Annotated in this window: 19 protein-coding genes; 7 read left to right on the top strand and 12 right to left on the bottom strand. The window is 51.4% G+C overall.

The genetic code is table 11. From position 1 onward, the window contains the following. Positions 1 to 72: 72 nt before the first annotated feature. Positions 73 to 2,268, bottom strand: coding sequence for a histidine phosphatase family protein (locus BUB73_RS12470; protein WP_175552215.1), 2,196 nt, complete (start codon positions 2,266 to 2,268; stop codon positions 73 to 75). A 124-nt stretch (positions 2,269 to 2,392) separates the two neighbouring features. Beyond that, positions 2,393 to 3,880 carry an acetyl-CoA hydrolase/transferase C-terminal domain-containing protein gene (locus BUB73_RS12465; protein ID WP_249269378.1) on the bottom strand — a complete coding sequence of 496 codons (1,488 nt, stop codon included), beginning with the start codon at positions 3,878 to 3,880 and terminating at the stop codon, positions 2,393 to 2,395. 31 nt (positions 3,881 to 3,911) lie between these two features. Between BUB73_RS12465 and BUB73_RS12460 the strand changes: the two genes are divergently transcribed. Then, positions 3,912 to 4,331 (top strand): GtrA family protein, encoded by a 420-nt coding sequence (locus tag BUB73_RS12460; RefSeq protein WP_073159790.1) that lies wholly within the window; start codon positions 3,912 to 3,914, stop codon positions 4,329 to 4,331. Here BUB73_RS12460 and BUB73_RS17900 read toward each other — a convergent pair. Further along, a complete protein-coding gene (locus BUB73_RS17900; RefSeq protein WP_217650915.1) occupies positions 4,318 to 5,088 on the bottom strand; it encodes an OmpA family protein in 771 nt (256 codons plus the stop codon). The two genes, BUB73_RS12460 and BUB73_RS17900, sit on opposite strands and share 14 nt — an antisense overlap. 112 nt (positions 5,089 to 5,200) lie before the next feature. Here BUB73_RS17900 and BUB73_RS12450 point away from each other — a divergent pair, with 112 nt between their 5' ends. The 4 genes from BUB73_RS12450 (at position 5,201) to BUB73_RS12435 (ending at position 11,270) form a co-directional block, all read left to right on the top strand. Then, positions 5,201 to 5,986, top strand: a complete 786-nt coding sequence (locus BUB73_RS12450) for an ABC transporter ATP-binding protein (RefSeq protein WP_073159787.1) — start codon at positions 5,201 to 5,203, stop codon at positions 5,984 to 5,986. Further along, the gene (locus BUB73_RS12445) at positions 5,986 to 7,191 is read left to right on the top strand and encodes an ABC transporter permease (RefSeq protein ID WP_073286269.1); all 1,206 of its coding nucleotides are present in this window, start codon (positions 5,986 to 5,988) and stop codon (positions 7,189 to 7,191) included. Before BUB73_RS12450 ends, BUB73_RS12445 begins: the two co-directional genes overlap by 1 nt. 66 nt (positions 7,192 to 7,257) lie before the next feature. Further along, complete coding sequence (locus BUB73_RS12440; RefSeq protein WP_073286266.1) at positions 7,258 to 10,464, top strand: glycoside hydrolase family 9 protein; 3,207 nt, start codon at positions 7,258 to 7,260, stop codon at positions 10,462 to 10,464. A gap of 164 nt (positions 10,465 to 10,628) precedes the next feature. Then, entirely contained in the window at positions 10,629 to 11,270 is a 642-nt protein-coding gene (locus BUB73_RS12435) for a bifunctional 4-hydroxy-2-oxoglutarate aldolase/2-dehydro-3-deoxy-phosphogluconate aldolase (RefSeq protein WP_073159875.1), read from the top strand. Between the two features lie 207 nt (positions 11,271 to 11,477). Here BUB73_RS12435 and BUB73_RS12430 read toward each other — a convergent pair whose 3' ends face one another. Together BUB73_RS12430 and BUB73_RS12425 are read right to left on the bottom strand one after the other, a co-directional pair. Further along, positions 11,478 to 12,344, bottom strand: coding sequence for a GGDEF domain-containing response regulator (locus tag BUB73_RS12430; RefSeq protein WP_073159781.1), 867 nt, complete (start codon positions 12,342 to 12,344; stop codon positions 11,478 to 11,480). 84 nt (positions 12,345 to 12,428) lie between these two features. Then, entirely contained in the window at positions 12,429 to 13,253 is an 825-nt protein-coding gene (locus tag BUB73_RS12425) for a menaquinone biosynthetic enzyme MqnA/MqnD family protein (protein WP_073159779.1), read from the bottom strand. Positions 13,254 to 13,343: 90 nt separating this feature from the next. Between BUB73_RS12425 and BUB73_RS12420 the strand changes: the two genes are divergently transcribed. Together BUB73_RS12420 and BUB73_RS12415 are read left to right on the top strand one after the other, a co-directional pair. Then, positions 13,344 to 13,634, top strand: a complete 291-nt coding sequence (locus BUB73_RS12420; RefSeq protein ID WP_073159777.1) for a hypothetical protein — start codon at positions 13,344 to 13,346, stop codon at positions 13,632 to 13,634. A gap of 54 nt (positions 13,635 to 13,688) precedes the next feature. Then, positions 13,689 to 14,762 (top strand): glycoside hydrolase family 5 protein, encoded by a 1,074-nt coding sequence (locus tag BUB73_RS12415; RefSeq protein ID WP_073286263.1) that lies wholly within the window; start codon positions 13,689 to 13,691, stop codon positions 14,760 to 14,762. Positions 14,763 to 14,844: 82 nt separating this feature from the next. Here BUB73_RS12415 and BUB73_RS12410 read toward each other — a convergent pair whose 3' ends face one another. The 7 genes from BUB73_RS12410 to ftsY form a co-directional block, all read right to left on the bottom strand. Then, positions 14,845 to 15,366, bottom strand: a complete 522-nt coding sequence (locus BUB73_RS12410; RefSeq protein WP_139259211.1) for a hypothetical protein — start codon at positions 15,364 to 15,366, stop codon at positions 14,845 to 14,847. 362 nt (positions 15,367 to 15,728) lie between these two features. After that, positions 15,729 to 15,977, bottom strand: a complete 249-nt coding sequence (locus BUB73_RS17000) for a hypothetical protein (protein WP_139259210.1) — start codon at positions 15,975 to 15,977, stop codon at positions 15,729 to 15,731. Positions 15,978 to 16,286: 309 nt separating this feature from the next. After that, positions 16,287 to 16,757, bottom strand: coding sequence for a hypothetical protein (locus BUB73_RS12400; protein WP_073286255.1), 471 nt, complete (start codon positions 16,755 to 16,757; stop codon positions 16,287 to 16,289). Positions 16,758 to 16,813: 56 nt separating this feature from the next. Continuing rightward, complete coding sequence (locus tag BUB73_RS12395) at positions 16,814 to 17,995, bottom strand: glycosyltransferase family 2 protein (protein ID WP_254795027.1); 1,182 nt, start codon at positions 17,993 to 17,995, stop codon at positions 16,814 to 16,816. Continuing rightward, entirely contained in the window at positions 17,980 to 18,444 is a 465-nt protein-coding gene (locus tag BUB73_RS12390) for a thioredoxin family protein (RefSeq protein WP_088658847.1), read from the bottom strand. Before BUB73_RS12390 ends, BUB73_RS12395 begins: the two co-directional genes overlap by 16 nt. Then, entirely contained in the window at positions 18,444 to 18,749 is a 306-nt protein-coding gene (locus tag BUB73_RS12385) for a hypothetical protein (protein WP_139258366.1), read from the bottom strand. Before BUB73_RS12385 ends, BUB73_RS12390 begins: the two co-directional genes overlap by 1 nt. Before the next feature lie 167 nt (positions 18,750 to 18,916). Next, positions 18,917 to 19,843 carry a signal recognition particle-docking protein FtsY gene (ftsY, locus tag BUB73_RS12380; protein WP_073159763.1) on the bottom strand — a complete coding sequence of 309 codons (927 nt, stop codon included), beginning with the start codon at positions 19,841 to 19,843 and terminating at the stop codon, positions 18,917 to 18,919. Between the last annotated feature and the right edge of the window lie 6 nt (positions 19,844 to 19,849).

The following is a 19,849-nucleotide window of genomic DNA, read 5'->3' as shown; positions in this document are numbered from 1 at the left end:
CCCTTTTTTACCAGGCGCCCATTGATAAACATTTCTTTACATCAGACGTAAACCGCCCTATAAAATCCGGGACTAGAGCTTCATGACTCCCGATTCCAGACCGCGGACAGGAACGTAACGGACGTTGCCCGCATTGTCAAAAATGATTGCGGCACCTGCCAGGAAGTTCACCCAGTTTCGATTACCCTGCTCATCAAAGTAACGCAGGTCCACCTTCTTCTGGGAAGCGTAAACCGCAAGGGGCAAGACCATCCTGTCATGGGAAATGTAGAAGTTGACCTTCTGCAACTTGCTGCGGTTGGCCAGAATGTAATCGGACACCAGTTCCTTGGTGCGGTCTTCCAGGTCGTAGAAGTTTCCGGCAGGCACGCCCCTATAAGCCCAGCTAGACAACTCGATAATGGAGGGGTCGCCAGACTTCACATACCATTCCCCATCGAGGCCATCAAGAACATCGGGGTTAATGCTACCCTGCCCAGCCCCATCGGCAATTCCTTCGCAGGTTTCCAGGGTGCGGGTGTAACCGGAATAGGCAAAGTAAATCCTGCCGACGCCACTAAACTTGGCACCGACACTCTTAGCCTGAGCCTTGCCGTTGTCGGTCAGATGCCCCTTGGAGCCAGTTTCATTGGTACGTTCTGCATGACGGAGTACAAACACCACGGACTCGCCTGCACCCAGATTGCGGTACACATCGGCCACGTCAGAGAAATCCATGATATCGTTGCCGGTAGCAACACGCCATTTTCCGGTAGAAGTTTCATAGATGTAATTCTTGTCCTTGTTGATCACACCGGGGCGAATAGCGCCATCGTACTTGGAGGTATCGGCTCCCAGCCCCACCGTATCCTTTTCGATATCGGTAGCGGCACGCCAGCGGCCCAATTCAGCATCGCAGGTAAAGCGGAGCTTGGTCTTGGTTGTATCCCTGTAATCACAGCCAAAAAGAGAGCTCTGACTTTCAGAAATATGAGACACCATTCCGTCAGTAGACGCATTGCATTCGGGGAACTTCAATTCCTTTGTCCAGAAATTGCGCAAGTGCTTGTCGAAATCGGGAACATCCCCCAGCTTCCAGCTAGCCACGTTCTTACGGATTTTTTCAAAGTCACCATTAATGTCAAGAGACATAAGCCAGTCAGCCAAATGAGCCCTGGAAGTCCAGTCGTCCCAGTTTCCGGTATTGGCGACTTTCTGGGCAATGGAATCTGCAAACAGGAGCATTTCCTGGCCAGAACCATGACGTTGCAGCATTACGGATACAGCCAAGAGAGCGGCACTGAATTCGTCTCCGTCAAACAGGTTGACTTCGTCGGAAATCTTCGAAACTGTAGAAGTGCCCGGGCCGAACATACCACCCTGGCCCTGCATAAAGAGGTCGTCATTGAACCCTTCAATCTTGATGCCGAAAGCGTAAAGCACCTTCTTTAGGGACTGTTCCTTGAGCATACGGATCGGCGTATTGAAACCACCCTGTTCCGCAAGCTTCATCACCACGACGGCATCGATATGAGTCAGGATGTTCACGTTTACGGAATCACGTTCCGTAAGGTCGGTAACGTTCCTCAGCTTAATCAATTCCGAAGACAGGCCACCAGTCAGTTCGTTTTTATAATAGCCTTCGGCCTCCACTCGAACATAGGGGGAAACCACGTCAAAGGCATCGAAGCCATAGGAACCGTCGGCAGTAACAACGCAAGTTTCATGTATACGGTCGGAATCGGCCATACGGTTCATGCTATCCAGTTCCACCACCTTCACCGAGGTACCAAAACGGAAGGGCCCCTTTTCGGCGATGCCAACCACAGAAACATCCTGACGGCGGTAGACGAACTCGCCAGAAACAGTATCATAACCGAACATGGAAGACACCGTATCCAGAGGCATCCGCATGCCCGCAATCAGAGAACCGTTTTCGCAAGAAACGCCAATGTCTTCCACAACGCCAGTAACCCATTCGCCTTCATAGCAGAAATAGATTGCATTCTCGGAAGCGACCATCATCGCTTCACCCTGATTTTCCGAAGTACACTTAGGCAGGTCATCGGAATCGGAGACCACGGTGGAATCTTCTACAGGGGGATCATCGCTAATCACGGGCCCCGGAACCACTTCCCCAATGGAGCTATTGCCAGAAACTTCACTCTGGGATCCGCTACTACCATTCTGGGAATCTGCGGAATTCGGAATTTCATCATCGTTTCCGGACGGGGTAAAATTCGAGGAATCGTCGCCGCAGGCAACGAACAAAGCAGACAGAAAAATCAAAAAAGCCAAACGATACATCAGGCCTAATATAAAAAAGTGAGCCCGATGTTTCCAAATCAATTTTTACTTACAATGATTACATCCGCTGTCAAAAAAACGTGCTAATTTGGCAAAAACAGCAAATTTAGAGCATGCTTCCCGTTTCCAGGAATTTCTCGTGCATTTCGAAAGCCCGGGAAAGAGCCAGCGGCACATGCACGCCCTTGGCATGCTTCAGGCTGAATTCCAGGAAATCGGCCAGAGGTTCCTTGAAATTGGGATGGGCGCAATTCTTGATAATCAGGCGGGCACGTTCTTCGGCGGGGAGGCCACGAAGGTCAGCCAAGCCCTGCTCCGTCACGAAAATCATGGTATCGTGATCGGGGTGGTCCACATGGCTCACATAAGGCACCACGGAACTGATGGTTCCATTCTTGGCCACAGAGGGCGTCATGAAAAATCCAAGCAGACAGTTGCGGGCAAAATCAGCGGAACCGCCGATACCATTCATCATGGCGGAGCCTGCCACCAGGGAACTGTTCACGTTGCCGAAGATATCGACTTCAAGGGCGGTATTCATGGAGATAACGCCGATGCGCTTGATAACATCGGGGCTGTTGCTCACTTCCTGCTGACGGATCACCAGATGCTTTTTCCATTCCTCGGCATTGGCGACGAATTCCTTCTGGGTACTTTCAGACAAAGTAAGAGCCGTTCCGGAAGCAATCCCCAGCTTACCATTCTTCAGCAGCGGAAGAACCGCTTCCTGAATCACTTCGGTATAAAGGTCAATCCTGCTCAGGCGATCATCCGCCGCCATGGCAGAAAGAACAGCGTTAGCCACCTTGCCTACGCCACTCTGGTAAGCAAGCCCCTTCAGGAGTCGGCCACGCTTTTCCTCAAAGCGGACAAAGTCCAGGATGCGTTCGCCAATGTTGCGGGAAATTTCATCGGGCTCCACAAAGGGAGTCACTTCGTCGAAGCGGGACTGTTCTACAATGGCCACCACCTTCTCGGGATTGACGCAGGCAAAGGCCTCGCCCACGCGATCACCGGGCGCATCGATAGCCAGGGACTTGGCATGGGGCGGCAAATCCGGAAGTGCCACGTCGTGAATGCCCACGCAAGCATCGCCAAAGCGGGTATTCAGTTCCAGGATAACACGGTCTGCCATTTCCAGGTACGTTACGGAATTACCGCCAGACGTAGAAAGGCATACACGACCATCGGGAAGAATACAGGTCACCTCCACAATAGCTACCGTGGGGCGGGGCAGCGCACCGGTACGGATCCAGTAGCCCATCTTTCCAAGGTGTGCGTCAATATACTTGATGGAACCGCCATTAATCGCCTTGCGCAGCGCCGGATTGGACTGGTACGGCATGCGGAAACTGACCGCATCGGCGCGGGCCAGCGCACCATCGCAGCTATCGCCGGTCGATGCGCCAGAGAACAGCGTAATCTTGAAAGGCTCGCCATTGGCGTGGAGTCTTTCGGCACGTTCGGCAAGAGCGGTCGGCACCACCTTAGGGTAACCCGCCAAGGTAAAACCGGACACGCCAAGAACGTCCCCATCCTTGATCATTTCGGCAGCTTCCGCCGCAGAGCACTTTCTAGATTCGATCCATGACATAATGGGGTCAAAAATAATTATTTTGCGGGCCATGCTTCACTTTATCAAATACAATCTGATCGGAATCATGAACACTTTGATTACCCTGGCAGTCGTCTGGGTGCTGCATCAGCTGCTGGACTGGAATCTGGAGCTTTCCAACTTCCTGGGTTTTGTGGCCGGGGGCTGCAACAGCTACATCATGAACCGCATCTGGAATTTCAAAAGTTCCAACAAGAAGTCTGCGGAAATTACCCGATTCCTCATTGTATTTTTATGTGCCTACGGCCTGAACCTTCTGGTTCTGGAAGGATGCGTCTACGCCCTTGATAATTGGGGTCCGCTGGCCTCAAGCGCAAACTTGATTTCCAAGTTCATGAAACCCAGCTACTTCGCAAACATTGTTGCAAACGTAGTCTACGTATTGGCCAGTTTCACCCTCTACAAGAAGTGGGTCTTTACCAAACAATAAATTCGATGCGACGATTCGCCTTGCGGCCCTGCAAGGTTCCATTGTCGGCAACAGGACGGCTAGATCCAAGCCCCACCGCTTTCAGGCGACGGGCATCAATCCCCTTGCCAACCAAGTAGTCAACCACAGACTGGGCACGTTCCTGAGACAGCATCAAGTTGATGTTCTCGGGACCGGCGTTATCCACGTGGCCCTCGATTTCAAGTTTAATGGTGGGAGCGCCGATCAGGATGTCTACCAGGGAATCCAAGGCAGAAAAACTTGCCTTGGTCAGCTTGGCAGAGCCAGTCTGAAAATCAATTCGGCCCCTCAGATAATCCAGAGTTGAATTCTTGGAAACAGGGCAGCCAACGGAATCTACAATGGCATCGTAGGGAGTATTGGGACACTTGTCCACCTGGTCGGGAACACCGTCCCCATCATCATCACGGACACAGCCTCGTTCATTCACCAAAGCACCTACCGGACTGTTGGGGCACTTATCCAGATAATCGGGAACGCCATCCCCATCAGTATCCAGGGGGCAGCCAGTCTGATCTACGGGAGTTCCCGGTTCCGTACCGGGGCACAGATCCCTGGTATCGTAAACACCGTCATGGTCAGAATCCAAGGGGCAACCTAGGGAATCAACGGGAGTGCCCGGCCTTGTATTGGGGCACTGATCAATATCGTTGGGTACACCATCACTATCGCCATCTAAAGGCTGTGCTACAACCATGGCGCAAAATACAAACAAAATTGAAACGAGTCTTTTCATCCAAAATCCATTACTTAACTTAAGTAAACCCAAACTAACTCGCCTTCCAAAATTTAGTATTTTATCGTCCGCTGCAACCCCGTGGAATGTAAAAGCATCTAAAATTACGACTATGGACAACTCCCCTATCCTTTCTATACAGAACTTACGTCGCGACTTCAAGATGGGCGATGAAACTGTACACGCCCTGCGCGGAGTAAGCTTCGACATTCACAAGGGAGAGTTCGTCACCATCATGGGAACCAGCGGATCGGGCAAGTCTACCATGTTGAACATTCTTGGCTGTATGGATAAGCCCACCGCAGGCCACTACATTCTGGACGGGGAGCATACCGAAAAATTGAAGCGGGACGCCCTGGCAAAAATCCGAAACCAGAAGCTGGGTTTTGTCTTTCAGAGTTACAATTTGCTGAGCCGAACTACAGCTCTCGAAAATGTGGAACTGCCCCTCCTGTACAATTCAAAAGTTTCTGCTTCGGAGCGTCGCAAGCGAGCCGTCCGCGCTCTTGAAATGGTAGGGCTTTCCGACCGCATGAATCACCTGCCCAACCAGATGTCCGGCGGTCAGCAGCAGCGAGTGGCCATTGCCCGCGCCCTGGTCAACGATCCGGTCATTATCCTTGCCGACGAAGCCACCGGTAACCTGGACACCCGTACCAGTTACGAAATCATGAGCATCTTCCAGGACTTGCATAGGCAAGGGAAGACTATCGCCTTCGTGACCCACGAACCGGATATCGCCACCTTCAGCGGACGCACCATTACGCTGCGAGATGGCCTTCTAAAAAAAGACGTCATCAACGAGAATGTGGCCGACGCAAGGGCCGCCCTTGAGGCATTGCCCCCGCCGGAAGTTTTTGACGATGATTCAGAAGATCGTCGCGGGGAGGGCGCATAATGGGTCCTATAACCCTTGTTAAAATTGCAGTGAAGGCCCTGTTCCGCAACCGCATGCGAACCTTCCTTTCGGTGCTGGGCATCGTCATCGGTGTGGCCGCCGTGATTGCCATGGTAGCCATGGGCGAAGGATCCAAGCAGTCCATCAAGGAACAGATGACCAGCATGGGCACCAACGCCATTATCGTCATGCCTAATCGCGACCGTCGCGGCGGCGTGCAAACGGAATCCGCGGTCTCCCTAGAAGAAGACGACGTTATCGAAATCCGCAACAGGGCACAGTTCATCAATGGCGTATCGCCCATGATTACCGCCAACGGCCAGGCCATTGCAGGAAACAACAACTCCCCCACCCAACTCAGCGGAATTTCCAGCGACTACCTCAAGATCCGCAACTACGAAATCGAGGACGGCGTCATGTTCGACGACGAAGCGGACCGGATGTCCAAAGTCTGCGTCATCGGCCAATCTGTCATCAAGAACCTGTTCCCCGATACAGACCCCATCGGAAAGACCATCCGATACAAGAGCATCCCGCTGAAGGTCATCGGCACATTAAAGGCCAAAGGCAGCGGTGATTTCGGGCAGGACCAGGATGATGTCATCTTCACGCCCTACCAGACGGTAATGAAACGTTTTAACGCCACCACGGAAATCCGCCAGATTTACGCAAACTCCATCGGCGAAGGCTACGCGGAACAGGCCACAGAAGAAATCATGGGTATCCTGAAGGAACGTCGCAGCTGGACAAAGCCCACGGACCCCTTCCGAATTTTCACCCAGGAAGAAATGATTACCATGATGACCAACACGTCCGATATGTTGTCCTTAGTCCTTACGGCAATTGCGGGCATCAGCCTTCTGGTTGGCGGTATCGGCATCATGAACATCATGTACGTTTCCGTTACGGAACGTACCAAGGAAATCGGCCTGCGCATGGCTATTGGCGCACGCGGTCGCGATATACTCTTGCAGTTCCTGATTGAATCCGTCATGATCAGCCTGCTGGGCGGTCTCATCGGAATCGGTCTCGGCATCGGAGCCTCTCAGGCAGTCAAGTCCATACTGAACTGGCCCATGAGCGTTTCCATTACCAGCGTGGTGGTCAGTTTCGGCGTCTGTTTTGTGACTGGAGTATTCTTCGGCTGGTACCCTGCACGAAAGGCAAGCCGCCTGGACCCCATAGATGCTTTAAGGTTCGAGTAACATATTTTTTACTTGCATTCTTTTAAAAAGGTTAGCTATTATTACCTTGTGAACAACGAGGTATTAATGCGTCACCCCAAAAAGAAAACCCTGATAGCCGCTTCCGCCATTGCAGCACTTTCTGCAACCGCCTTTGCAGCTACCACCCCCTATGACCTGATTCGCCCCACCTGGCCCCTGACCTGGGACGCCAAGGCTCTCGACAATTTCGAGCCGAATGCAAAAAAGGATAACGTCCTGCCCGAAGAAAAGACCCCGGCAAACTTCAAGGCCGGAGCCCTCATGCCCGACACCCTGGACCAGGCCTATCTTGACGTCATCAACACGACCATCTCTCCCATTCGCGTAAACCAGGCCGGCTACCTGAAGAGCGATACGGAACGTCAGTTCTATTTTATCGGCACCGCCAAGGAATTCGAAGTCGTCGATGAGAACGGCAAGTCCTTAAGCAAGAAAATTACCGGGACCCTCACGAAGACTTCCGAAGAAACCACCTCCAGCTGGCTTATCGTCGCAGGCACTGACGCAACTATTAGCGATTATAAACGCTACTCTGTCGAGTTCAACGGCCCCTCCGGAAGTATCCTCGTCGGAAACATTCCCCAGTCCGTCCCCACCGACAAGCGCCTCCGCATCAAGGTCGGTGACGAGATCTCCAGCACCTTCATCGTAAGCGAAGACGTCTACACCATGGTGAAGGATGCGGCCATTAAATTCTTTGGCATCCAGCGCAGCGGCAATTCCGATTCCTGGTTCCATGGCCCGAGCCACGTCAAGGACGGCGCAGGCAAGGTGGTCCTCGACGAAAAAGTAGTCTCCGGTGTAACAACCAATGAAGGCGACCTGCAGGGTGGCTGGTACGACTGCGGTGACTACCTGAAGGAATCCCAGACCCAGGCTTACGCATTTGCAAATCTTGCCGTCGCCGCGGCCTCCAACCCCTCCAAGGACGTTGACCATTATGCATACAACCACGGGGAATTCGTAAAGACCGACAACGTTCCTGACGTTCTTCGCGAAGCAAAGCACGGTGCGGATTTCTTCCTGAGATCATTCAAGGCTGCCAATGGCGTTGTCGACAACATGGCCGTTTCCGTGGGTAACTTCGGTAGCGATCATGGTTTATGGGTTCGCCCTGAACTTCAGGACTACATCGTCATTTCGATGCGCGGCGGTCCCGCAGATCGCGACGTCCGTCTCGGCGAACTGGGTTCCAATATTTCCGGTCAAATCGCGGCTGGCCTTGCCATCCTGAGCAAGGACTACGCCAAATACGACAAGGACTTCGCCGACTCCTGCCTGATGGTCGCCGAAAAGATGTACGACTTCGCCAAGAACCTGGCACTTGGCAACGACTCCTATGACAAGGGGAAGAAGTTTGTTTACAACACAATGGCCGCAGGATGGAGTACCCCAGCCTACAACGGCAATAATGAATATCACGACGATCTCGCCCTGGCAGCGATCGCCCTCCACTACGCCACTTACGAAAAGTCCGGCAAAATGGATTACCTGAACGACGCCGTCGAAGATACGGAAATCGGGACAGATCAGATGAGCAGAAGCTTCGCCTTCAATGGCGGCTGGATGGCCCATGGTCGAAACGGCATGTTAAAGTCCAGCAGGAACACCAGCTGGGCAAACGTCAACACGCTGACACTCTATGCTTTCTACAAACTGTTGCTGAAGGATTCAAAGACCGCAACCAAGTACGGCATCTCCGATGAAAAACGTCTGGGATATGCAGAAAAGGTGGCAAGCACCATGGCCATCAACCTGCAAAATCTTTCGAACTCCGGCACAAGTAGCATCGAACTTCCTGTCAGCCAACTCTCAAGCGAATCCGGAGCCATCAGCTATGACGGTGCATGGTATAGCATGCAAACGGATCAATCATGGATATATAACCGCTATCAAGCGGGAAATATCTTTGAAGTCCTCGCCCTTGCCGATATCGCCAAGGACCTGGAAAAGGTAAAGCTTCCGACATTGGGCACCTTGAACTGGAACTCCGAAAAACTGCATCAGTTGGGTATCAACCAGCTGAACTACATGCTAGGCGTCAACCCCTGGGACGTTTCCTTCATTTACGGCGTTGGCGACAAGAACGACAACCATCCCCACCACAGAATATCAAACCCCGAAGGACGTAATGCACGAGGTAGCGTCGCATACAAGTACGTACGACCCGTTGGAGGTCTTTTCGGAGGAATCATTCCTGGTGCAGAAAATTCCATTAGTCCTAGCGCATTGAGCTGGGAAGACTATCATCTTTCCGAGACTTGCCTCGATGGATCTGCTGCACTTGTCTCTGCCTTGACAATCGTCAGCAACGGCGGCGACGACTACTTTGAAAAGAAGTGCGACAACTGCAACAAGAATCCCGACATTTTCCAGGCAGACAACATTCACGTCGGTGCATACCATTACGAGTTCAACGAACTGGACTACTTGACCATCAGCTTCAGCAACAGCACCCTGAAGAGAATGGACAGCGTTGTTACATACGTCTACTTCGACGCAACCGAAGATGACGTCGAAAACTGCAACGTACTGTTCAACCTGTCAATCTGCCAGGCCTACGACCAGGGCGGATTCAACAAGCCTTGCAGCAACGAAGACGAGATTCGCAAGGAACTGAGAAAAAACAATCCCCAGAAGATCGGGGATACCTACGACAAGAAATCCAAGACCTACACCTGGGCACTCCCCATTGTTCTGGACTCCTTAGGTATCGGCCGATATGTCCGTCTCGACCTTAGCGTAACCTCCGGTACAAAGGTTAGCGGAGCCTGCGAATACGCTCTTGAGCCCGCAAAGGTAGACTTCACCAAGGGCTGGAGCTTCAAGTCGCATACCGCAAGCAACAGCATGCCCGCCTACGAAGGAATTTCCGACAAGGATAAGGATTACATCGAAGTCCAGGAAGCGCCTGATGCTCCCTACATCGTACTCCGCAGCCAGGGCAAACTCATCTGGGGTTATGGTCCCGCAGACGAAACCAGCGACCGCGTAGGAGTCCGCAAGATTGCCGCTCCTGCCGCAAATGCAAAGATGATCGTCAACGGCCGAGGCCTCTATGTAGTTGCACCTGCACAGGGCACAAAGACCCTGAAGGTCTTCGACATGCTGGGCAACCAGCTCATGGCACAGACCTTCGAAGGGACTTCCGCACAGGTCAGCCTCGCAAAGCTTCCTCATCGTAGCGCCATGGTTGCACGTCTCATGTCCGGCGAGAAGGTTCTTGCCACCAAGGCATTCAAACTGAAGTAATCCATCAAATTACATCAAGCGTAAAGAACGTCGGCTACAAAAAAGCCGGCGTTTTTCATTTTGCGGAAAAGTCGCAGAAAACGACAACCACATCCCCTTAGACCCATGTGAGATTTTTCATGCAAAAAATCCAATCCAATTTTTTTTGCACTATATTTATTGCCATGGAACTACTTGAATTTTTGAAAGACATGCCGGTCATCGGCATCCTTCGCGATATCCCCCGGGGATCCGAAGAACTCTGTGCACAGACTGCGGCCAAGTGCGGTCTTAAGGCTATTGAAGTCACCATGAACACCGACAATGCCGCAGAAATCATTACGGCACTGAAGGCCGCCTGCAAGCCCTACGGCATTACCGTCGGCGCAGGCACCGTGCGCCATGATAGCGACCTGGAAAAGGCCATGCACGCAGGCGCCAACTTCATCGTAACCCCAAATACCCGTAGCAACATCATCCGCACGGCGGCAGGCTCCAAGACCCCGATTATCCCCGGAGCACTGACCCCCACCGAAGTGCAGAAGGCCTACGACCTGGGCGCAACGGCCGTCAAGATTTTCCCGGTAGATTGCGTTGGCGGTCCCAAGTACATCAAGGCTTTGCGCGGTCCCTTCCGCGACATACCCCTGCTGGCCTGTAGCGGCGTGAACGCCGAAAATGCCGGTGAATACATCAAGGCAGGCGCCAACCTGCTGGCATTCGGCGGAAGCATCTTCAGCGCCAAGCTGATGAAAGAAGGTAACTGGGAAGAAATCGGCAAGCGCCTGACAGAATTGCTGGACGCTGTACGCGCAGCCCTTAAGTGAGGGCGCGCGCGGAGCGCGCTTTCAGGCTTCAGGTATGAGGTATGAGCTCGGGCCTGCGACTCCTTTCAGCGGTGAGCTATGAGCTAGATAATCGCGCCAACGGCGCCTTACTTTAACTCATAACTCATATCTAGTTATATCATCCCACAATTAAAGGACCCGGATTTCTCCGGGTCCTTCTTTAAACTGTCAGCTATAAGCTCTCCGCTATTTTTCGCTTTTCATCTTCTTCTTGCATTCGTACATAGATACATCTGCACTGTGAAGCATGTCGTCCATTTCGGAGTAGTCTTCAGAAGAGTGTGCGATACCATAAGCGAAAGTCACCTTCTGATCGACGATGGTAATTGCGTTTGCAGCCCTTTCCATACGTTCGACACAAATGAAGGCCCCCTTCTTATCGGTTTCGGGGCAGAGGATCATAAACTCGTCACCGCCCATGCGGAAGAACAAGTCGGAATCGCGGAGCAAAGCCTTGACGGAATTCACCACGGAACGGAGCATCAAATCGCCAGCCTGGTGGCCATAGCGGTCATTCACCTGCTTAAGTCCGTTCAAGTCAAAATAAATCAGGGAGAACTGCGTTCCATAACGGCGTGCGCGAGAGAAAAGTTCGCGGAGTGAATTCATACCGTGGCGTCTGTTGTAGCAGCCGGTCATGTCGTCCGTCAGGGAAATGTCGCGCAGGTAGCGCAGGGAACGGGACAGTCGAATATGCACATTGACGCGGGCCAACAGAATGTCTTCCACGGCATTCTTGCTCACAAAGTCAGACGCACCTGAATGGAATCCCTTAGTCACGCTTTCGGTATCTTCACGGCTCGTCAAGAAAATCACCGGCAGATCATCCAAGGCATAACGCTGACGGATTCGAAGACAGACTTCGTACCCGTTCATGCTAGGCATGTTAATGTCAAGAAGAACCAGGTCAACGCAGTTTAATTCCAAATACTCCAGGGCCTCTTCGCCAGAGGTACAGGCAGTAACATTATAACCCACGTGAGTCAGAAGGTTGCGGGTACGCTCAAGAACTTCCGCACTATCATCAACGATGAGAATCTTTTCTTCGACCATTTTATCCCTATCTTTGTCTCTTAACCTTTTACACACACACCAACAGAGACATACTAAAAATAGATTTTCAAGGGACCAAAGTCATCACCGTTCTTGTAAAAATTCCAATACCGGAGCGGCCTGAACAAGCCCCAAATCTGCGGCATACCTAAAGAAAAGGTTCAGGGACTCCTTGCGTTCCTCGGTAAAACGGTAATCCAGGGCCGAGTAGTAACTTTCAATAACGGGGCGGGGCAAGTTGACAGGATAACGGGCAAGCCATTTATCTAGGGCCGCAGAAGGCCTAGCGCTAAATGTTTCGATACTGTTCCTGGTCGCATCCATGTACCGCAGGAGAGTCGGGCGCAGTTCGTCGGACAAAGCCTCCTTGGCAATAATCCAGGCGCCAAAGACGAAGGGCAATTTCTGCCAGTCCTGCCACAAGGTTCCAAGGTCGTAACTGTAGGCGAACCGGCGACGTTCATTTTCTTCAAGGGCCTGATCGCCAATAAGCAGGCAGGCGTCATCCCCAGGCTGATACGCCCCATCCACATAATCAGGACGCAGACCGAAGCGAGTCTCCAGCAAGATCCGCAAAAGCGTCACGGACGTCTTGCTCTGGGCTGTCATACGCACCCGCTTCCCCGACAGTTCCTGGACCGGCAGATTTGAAAACAACTTAACGGAACGGACTTCAAAGGAGCAGGAAGTGCAGAGCGTCGGAGACAGCACAAAAGCCCCCGGTTTCTGGGCAAAAGTAATGGAAGATGCCGGGGAAAGGTGGATAGATCCATCTTTTAGACCCGCACAATGGGCGCTAGGTGGCCCATCCACAAAATCTACATCGCCAAATTCGGATTCGCGGCCCAAAAAGTCGTGAAAAAAGGGTGCACAGACCAAAAAAGGAATTCGTCCTACTCGCAAAGTCATATAAAAAAATTAACTTTTCCCAAAGCCTTACAACAGGCTGGATTTAATAAACTGAGGATTAACTGAAGTATAAATAGTGGCTAAAGTACAATGGCTGTATTTCACGTAAAGAAAACCTCCCTTGGCGAAGACCAGAATACTCTGGTGTTCAAGGGTAAGATTATTGAAGGCCCCATCAGCAAGGGGATGACCATCGAAATTCCCGTTACCCAGGAAGCTGTGGTAAAGATGAAGATTTATGATGTCGCCCTGTTCGAAAAGCAGAAGGACGACGAAAAGAAGGTTGGCCTGATCGTTGACTTTAACGGACTTCCCGACGACATGGAAGTAGTTCTCGGTCTGAACATTGCAGACGAAGACCTGAATATCGTTAACGAGTAAAGTTTCTCAATCGGCCGTCAATTCCGACGGCCTCAACTTAAATGGGATGGTAACATGATTAAAGAAAGACTGCGGGGAGTTAATTTGGGCGGCTGGTTCAGTCAGGTAGACTGCATCCAGGAAAAAGATCCCGTGGGTTTCCCTGGGATCATCCAACACGTAAAGACCTTCCTCGGTGTGGAAGATTTCAAGCGCATCCGCAATGCTGGGTTCAACCACGTCCGTCTGCCGGTGGACTATTTCAACATGTTCGACGGCGAAGAACTGAAGCCCAACGAAGAAATGTTCGCCCTGCTGGACAAGGCCCTCAAGGAAATCCAGGCTGCAGACCTGGATGTCATCCTGGACCTGCACAAGTGCCCCGGCCATGACTTCCACCTGGCCAGCTACGAAGAACAGGCTTTCTTTGTCAGCGCCGACGCCCGCAAGGACACCAACAAGGTCTGGTCTTATCTGGCAGAACGCTACAGCGGTGAATCCCGCGTCATGATGGAACTGCTGAACGAACCTGCAGCAGGCGACTCCAAGGTCTGGGACAAGGTGAAGGATGAAATCTTCTGGACCATCCGTAAGCACGCCCCCAAGAACACCATCGTGGTCGGTGCCAACAAGTGGAACAGCGCCCGCGAATTCCAGTACCTGACTCCGCTGGACGACGACAACGCTATCTATAGCTTCCATACCTACACTCCGGTGACATTCACTCACCAGGGTGCCGCATGGATCAAGGACCCGTTCTTCCACATGGAACGCCCCTGGCCCGGTGACTATGCCGCCCCTGTCGATGACGGTTGCACCCGCCTCGACGTTGAATATGGCAAATGGGACAAGGCCCGCCTGCAGGCAAGCATCCAGAACGCTCTGGATTTCCGCGCCAAGTACGACCTGCCCGTCGCCTGTAACGAATTCGGCGTCTACGTCCAGGTGCCCCGTCAGTATCAGATGGCCTGGATGCGCGACTTCATGGAAATCCTCCGTGACGCAGATGTCGGCTACAGCTACTGGAACTACAAGAACCTGGACTTCGGTATCGTATCCAAGGGCGAATCCCTGCACAACAACCTGGCCCAGTACAACAATCCGGAACGCCTCGACAGCGAACTCATGGAACTGCTGGCAAAGGGCTAGAATTCAGGCGTCAGGATTTAGGTATCAGGTATCAGGCGCCAGGCCGCATAGAAAAGGCTCCAGTTAAACTGGAGTCTTTTTTTTAAAAGTCAGCAACGATACCTAGACCCACGGGGAAAACAAGTTTATCATTATCGAGTCTGCCATAAAGCTCGTCAAAATTTGTATAGTAGCCGCCATCTCCAGCAAGGAACTGGAACCCAACTTCAACATAGGCTCCCAGATGCTTTGTTATCAGGTACTGAAAACCCAGGCCGAAAACCAGACGCCAGTAGTCAAACCTTCTGCAGGTTTCCTCCACATCGGCAAATTCACCATCTTCCAACCTAATCCTAAAGCCCTCCACTTCACCGGTCATCCAATCGGAGGAATGGAATACATAGGCGCCGGACAGTCCACTGAAACGATAGGCGACACCCATTCCACCCAAAAAATCATAATCGGTGCTAAAGTTCGACAAGTGGATGTTCGCAGAAAAATGATCATCCATCATGGTGTACCCGACACCGACTATTCCATGATAAGGCCCAAAACCGAGAGAAGCCTCAATCCCGGCAAAACTCAAACTGGCAAGAACCGATAGCAAGAAAACAAGTTTCCTCATAAACAACCTCCTATTCATTTTTTCCACTAACGCTTTAAAGACGGAACTATGTTACACAATGCTGGAGTACCTCCTGGCCTGTACGCAAAAGCCGAAGCCGCGCATATTCCCATGCGTAGTAATAAGTTCGCTTCATTTTTGGGCTGATTAGCCATAACCGTAGAACTATCAAAAACAAATTCTTTTATCGTATCAGAAAATCCAGACAGATTTACGGACAACGAATCCGACTTCACGGAAGCCTCTTTTGGAGCGACTTTAATTAATTGCGCAAGGCAGATTCCTTGAAAAAAAAGAACTACCAAAAGCATAAAATAGATCTGTATAGGTTTCATCATAGAGTCTCACCAGCACAACATTATTCAGCGATAAGAAAGAGTATACTTTGAAACAACCGCTTTACGAGTTTCGCTTGTTAAATTCTTGCTTGTTTTAGCCTTAAATTCCAAATCTTTATGTTTTACATAATGCAATCCAATCACTCCGTATTCAGATGCTTTAGTAAAATTCGTATTCTTTTCGTTCCCAGTCAATTGCGTATTAGCATTCGGGTTATAACCAGTTAAATCTTCATTCGGATTTGAAGGACTGTCCCCCGTTGAAAATTCCACAAAAGGTGTAATTTTACATCTTACAGTAATATCTTCCGTATCACAACATTTGTCCAGGTCAGTTCCATGGGAAGTTTTTGCACATGAAAAATTTTCATATCTATCATAACCACAATAACGCCATAATAGAGTAAATTATTTTTTTCATTCTTTGTTCTCCTTATCATTTGGCACAAAGAATATAGCACAATTTTTCTTAAGTTGTTTACAATAGTGCAATTTTTCACACGCATTTATAAACTTAAAAAGGACTCCCCCACGGGAGCCCTTTTTTAAATGCAATAACGTTACCGATTAGCGGAGCGCAGCTTACAGTTCAACTAAAATTCCTGCTTGCACGTAAACGTATCCGTGGCCGTCGTGTTCCAGGAATTGGTAGCCGCCCATCAGCATGATAGAGGAATAATCCCCATTCTTGATGTCAACGCCGCCCCCTGCGCGCCAGAACATCTGATGGTCCGATCCGATCAGGTAGCCCCAATCGCCCGTTGCCACAGGAAGCATCTGACTGCCAATAGGCAAGCGCACCCAGGCACTGGCCGCAATCGGCACAAGGGACACATTGTCCAGTTCCTGATAGCCGCTACCGACACCCACAAAAAGCATCTGATCGATGGGGAACCAGAAATGGCCGTAAATGTTCAGGTTAAAGCTGGTAATGTCGCTCCAGGCGTTTACCACACCGCCCTGCACATCCATGGTAAAGGCTCGGGCAGGAGTTACGCCAAATCCGGCAACCAGTGTGAGCGCCAAGGCAAGACTCGCAAGCAGACGTTTCATACAAATTCCTTCTCGTTTTAAAATCAGACGTTCCGATCTAGCGATTCCACAAAAAACTAGGCTTCATCATCGCTTCGGGCTTCGCGTGCCCAGCCGCCACTTTTCTCGCGACCAAAGGCCATAAAGAATCCCTTAAGCATGGCGAAGTTCATCAAGAGGAAATAGTATCCGCTAGGAACAATCTTGAAGATCGCCACAAGAAGTCCAAGGACAAAGGCACCAAAGAAAATCTGGTACACCAGGCCGCTGGTCAGCAGAAGAACGTTGGAGATAAACAGCAAGATAAAGATGTGCGCAGAGAACCAACGCAGAATTTTATGAGAAAAGAAGAGGTAGGCGGTCAGGGGTCGGAACGGGTTCAGCAAAGGCAAGTAGGAGAACAGGAAGTTGAAATTGGCGCGGCCGATACGGACCTTGCGGCGGTATTCACCTGTAGATTCCTTGGAGGTCTGTTCCGTGCCGATAGCACTAGAAACGAAGGTGCAATAGTAACCCTTCTGCAAGACCTTGGTGGCAATAAAGAAGTCATCCATGACGCTCTTCTTCACCGGCAGTTCCGTATAAAGTTTACGGCGGATGGCATAGAGAGCGCCGTTGCCGCCAATCAGACGGTCCAGCACACCTTCGAACTTCTTGATTTCAGATTCCAGATCCCAGTAGGAGCTTTCGCCGCGGCCAAGAACGCTTCCGCTCTTGTCAGAAAGAATCAGGTGACCGCAGGCGCAGCCGATCTTTTCATCCTGGAAGGCGCGGACAAGTTTACGGACTACGTTAGGGAAAAACATGGTGTTGGCATCGCAAAGCAAGAGGATGTCATTCTTGGCGATTCCGTTAAGACGGTTCAGCATGGCGGCCTTGCCTGCATTCTTGGGAGCCTTCACCAAAGTGATTCCCTGGTCGGCATAGCGGGCGACAATTTCTGCAGTGCGGTCCGCAGAACCGTCATCGCCGATCAGAACTTCCAGCTTTTCCTTGGGGTAATCAATCTCAAGAATGTTCTGGATCTTGCGTTCGATAACAGCCTCTTCGTTGTAGGCAGAAATCAGGATAGACACCGTAGGCAGCTCACCGTCAGAGGCATCGCAGGACTTCTTGCGCTTGAAAAGCTCGCTGACAAAAGGAAGCGTTACAGGGAACAGCAGATAGCAGTGGATCAACAGCACCAGCATCGTCCAAAAGACAATCTGAACACCAAAGAGGAAATCTTCACCCATCAATTCGCTCATCGGGATATCCATTCCTTTTCTTTTTCTAGAAACTTGAGGAGCAATTCAAGCATCTCCTGGGGCGACATGGAATCCGTCACCGTCAGAATGCTCATGCCTTTCGGAGCCACCAACACAAAGGCGGGCAATGCGTTCAGCTCCCACACATCAAAATAACAACGTTGCACGGTATTCTTCTGACCGTCGCACATAATGGAATCCTGGGAATCCGCATCAAGCTTCACCGGGTAGAAGTACCGGTTCAGCGCATCAGCCACCATAGGATTCATATACACGTTCTTGTCCATGACACGACAGGGAACGCACCAGTCCGCATATAAGTCCACGAACACCAGCTTGGGTTTGGACTTAGCCAGCGCGAAGGCCTCGCTGTACCCCATCCAATGGACCAGGCTCTTAGGTTCCTGCGGGTCGGCAAAGGCGCAGACCGCAGCAAACAAGATCAAGAACAGGAGTCGCATCAGTCATCACCTCCCTTAGGCTTCCTTTGCTGAAGCATAGGATTCGCGGGCTTAACCGGAGGAGAATGGGGAACCGATTTGGAAGCCCTGACATTATCTTCCTTGCGGTCCGCCAACAAAGTGTCTAACTGAGCCACCACGGCCTTCTGGAATACGACCCACTGCCTTTCATCGTCCAGCAGTTTTTCGGTCTCGGCCAGGAACTGTTCGCGGGTATAGCCATGCTTCTTGATGATTTCCTGACGCAGAATACGGGCCGACGGAGAATCTGCCCCAAACGTCATTTCCACCACGCGCATTTCCACAAAGGCGTCCACAAAATTCGAATTATACGATTCTTCTTTTTGGCATGACGTCAGAAAGGGTAACGCAAACAATAAAACAACGGCGCCAAGGCGCCTAGCAAAAAACGCAAAAGAAGGGGCGGCAAGACGCCCCTCCTCAAAACATGCTTTTTTGCAAGACAAAAACATTAGCCTTCGCTCTTTTCGTCCAGTGCGTTTTCGAAGAGTCCGTCTACGTATTCACGCTTGTTGAACTCCACCAGCTGGTCGATGCGTTCGCCCATGCCAATCCAGCGGATAGGAATCTGCAGGGAGCTGGCGATAGAAAGCACGGCGCCACCGCGGGCAGTACCATCCAACTTGGTCACCACCAGGCCCGTCAGCGGGAAACTCTGGTTGAAGATCTTGGTCTGGTTGATGGTGTTCTGTCCGGTATTGCCGTCGATGACTAGCCACATGTCGTGGGGCATATCCGGATTTACCTTCTTGATGACGCGGACAATCTTCTTCAGTTCTTCCATCAGGTAGTCTTTATTGTGCAGACGTCCAGCCGTATCGATCAGAACCACGTCGCAACCGCGGGCCTGGGCAGCCTGGCAGGCGTCATAGGCAACCGCAGCCGGGTCAGAGCCTTCCTGATGCTTCACGAATTCCGCACCGGAACGTTCGGCCCAGGTTTCCAGCTGGTCGATGGCAGCAGCACGGAAGGTATCGCAGGCAGCGATCATCACCTTCTTGCCTTCGCCAATAAGACGAGCCGCAAGCTTGCCGATGGTCGTGGTCTTTCCGGCGCCGTTCACGCCAATCACCAGAACCACATGGGGCTTACCCTTCAGTTCGAACTTGGGAGGATCCTTCAGAAGGCGTTCCGCCTCGTTACGCATAATATCAAGGACCTGCTCCGTAGTCAGGGACTTGCCCAGGGCGTTTTCGCGGAGGGCGTCGGTCAGGAGGAATGCCGCCTCCACGCCAACGTCGGCCTTGATCAGATGTTCTTCAAGATCTTCCAGGGTGTCGTCGGTAATCTTACCGGCGCCAACAATACCCTTCAACTCCCCGATCAGGGCGTCGCGGGTCTTGGCAAGACCATTCTTAATGGCTGAAAAAAATCCCATAGTTTT

It is taken from the genome of Fibrobacter sp. UWH6 (assembly GCF_900142465.1).
In the GTDB taxonomy this organism is placed as follows: Bacteria; Fibrobacterota; Fibrobacteria; order Fibrobacterales; family Fibrobacteraceae; genus Fibrobacter.
The sequence above is the reverse complement of the archived record's forward strand: the minus strand, read 5'-3'. Positions and strand labels throughout refer to the sequence as shown.

Coding starts and splice junctions, on each gene's coding strand:
- BUB73_RS12465 (WP_249269378.1), bottom strand. CDS start 3,880: ATGTCATGGATCGAATCTAGAAAGTGCTCTGCGGCGGAAGCTGCCGAA.
- BUB73_RS12460 (WP_073159790.1), top strand. CDS start 3,912: ATGCTTCACTTTATCAAATACAATCTGATCGGAATCATGAACACTTTG.
- BUB73_RS17900 (WP_217650915.1), bottom strand. CDS start 5,088: ATGAAAAGACTCGTTTCAATTTTGTTTGTATTTTGCGCCATGGTTGTA.
- BUB73_RS12450 (WP_073159787.1), top strand. CDS start 5,201: ATGGACAACTCCCCTATCCTTTCTATACAGAACTTACGTCGCGACTTC.
- BUB73_RS12445 (WP_073286269.1), top strand. CDS start 5,986: ATGGGTCCTATAACCCTTGTTAAAATTGCAGTGAAGGCCCTGTTCCGC.
- BUB73_RS12440 (WP_073286266.1), top strand. CDS start 7,258: ATGCGTCACCCCAAAAAGAAAACCCTGATAGCCGCTTCCGCCATTGCA.
- BUB73_RS12435 (WP_073159875.1), top strand. CDS start 10,629: ATGGAACTACTTGAATTTTTGAAAGACATGCCGGTCATCGGCATCCTT.
- BUB73_RS12430 (WP_073159781.1), bottom strand. CDS start 12,344: ATGGTCGAAGAAAAGATTCTCATCGTTGATGATAGTGCGGAAGTTCTT.
- BUB73_RS12425 (WP_073159779.1), bottom strand. CDS start 13,253: ATGACTTTGCGAGTAGGACGAATTCCTTTTTTGGTCTGTGCACCCTTT.
- BUB73_RS12420 (WP_073159777.1), top strand. CDS start 13,344: ATGGCTGTATTTCACGTAAAGAAAACCTCCCTTGGCGAAGACCAGAAT.
- BUB73_RS12415 (WP_073286263.1), top strand. CDS start 13,689: ATGATTAAAGAAAGACTGCGGGGAGTTAATTTGGGCGGCTGGTTCAGT.
- BUB73_RS12410 (WP_139259211.1), bottom strand. CDS start 15,366: ATGAGGAAACTTGTTTTCTTGCTATCGGTTCTTGCCAGTTTGAGTTTT.
- BUB73_RS12400 (WP_073286255.1), bottom strand. CDS start 16,757: ATGAAACGTCTGCTTGCGAGTCTTGCCTTGGCGCTCACACTGGTTGCC.
- BUB73_RS12395 (WP_254795027.1), bottom strand. CDS start 17,995: ATGGATATCCCGATGAGCGAATTGATGGGTGAAGATTTCCTCTTTGGT.
- BUB73_RS12390 (WP_088658847.1), bottom strand. CDS start 18,444: ATGCGACTCCTGTTCTTGATCTTGTTTGCTGCGGTCTGCGCCTTTGCC.
- ftsY (WP_073159763.1), bottom strand. CDS start 19,843: ATGGGATTTTTTTCAGCCATTAAGAATGGTCTTGCCAAGACCCGCGAC.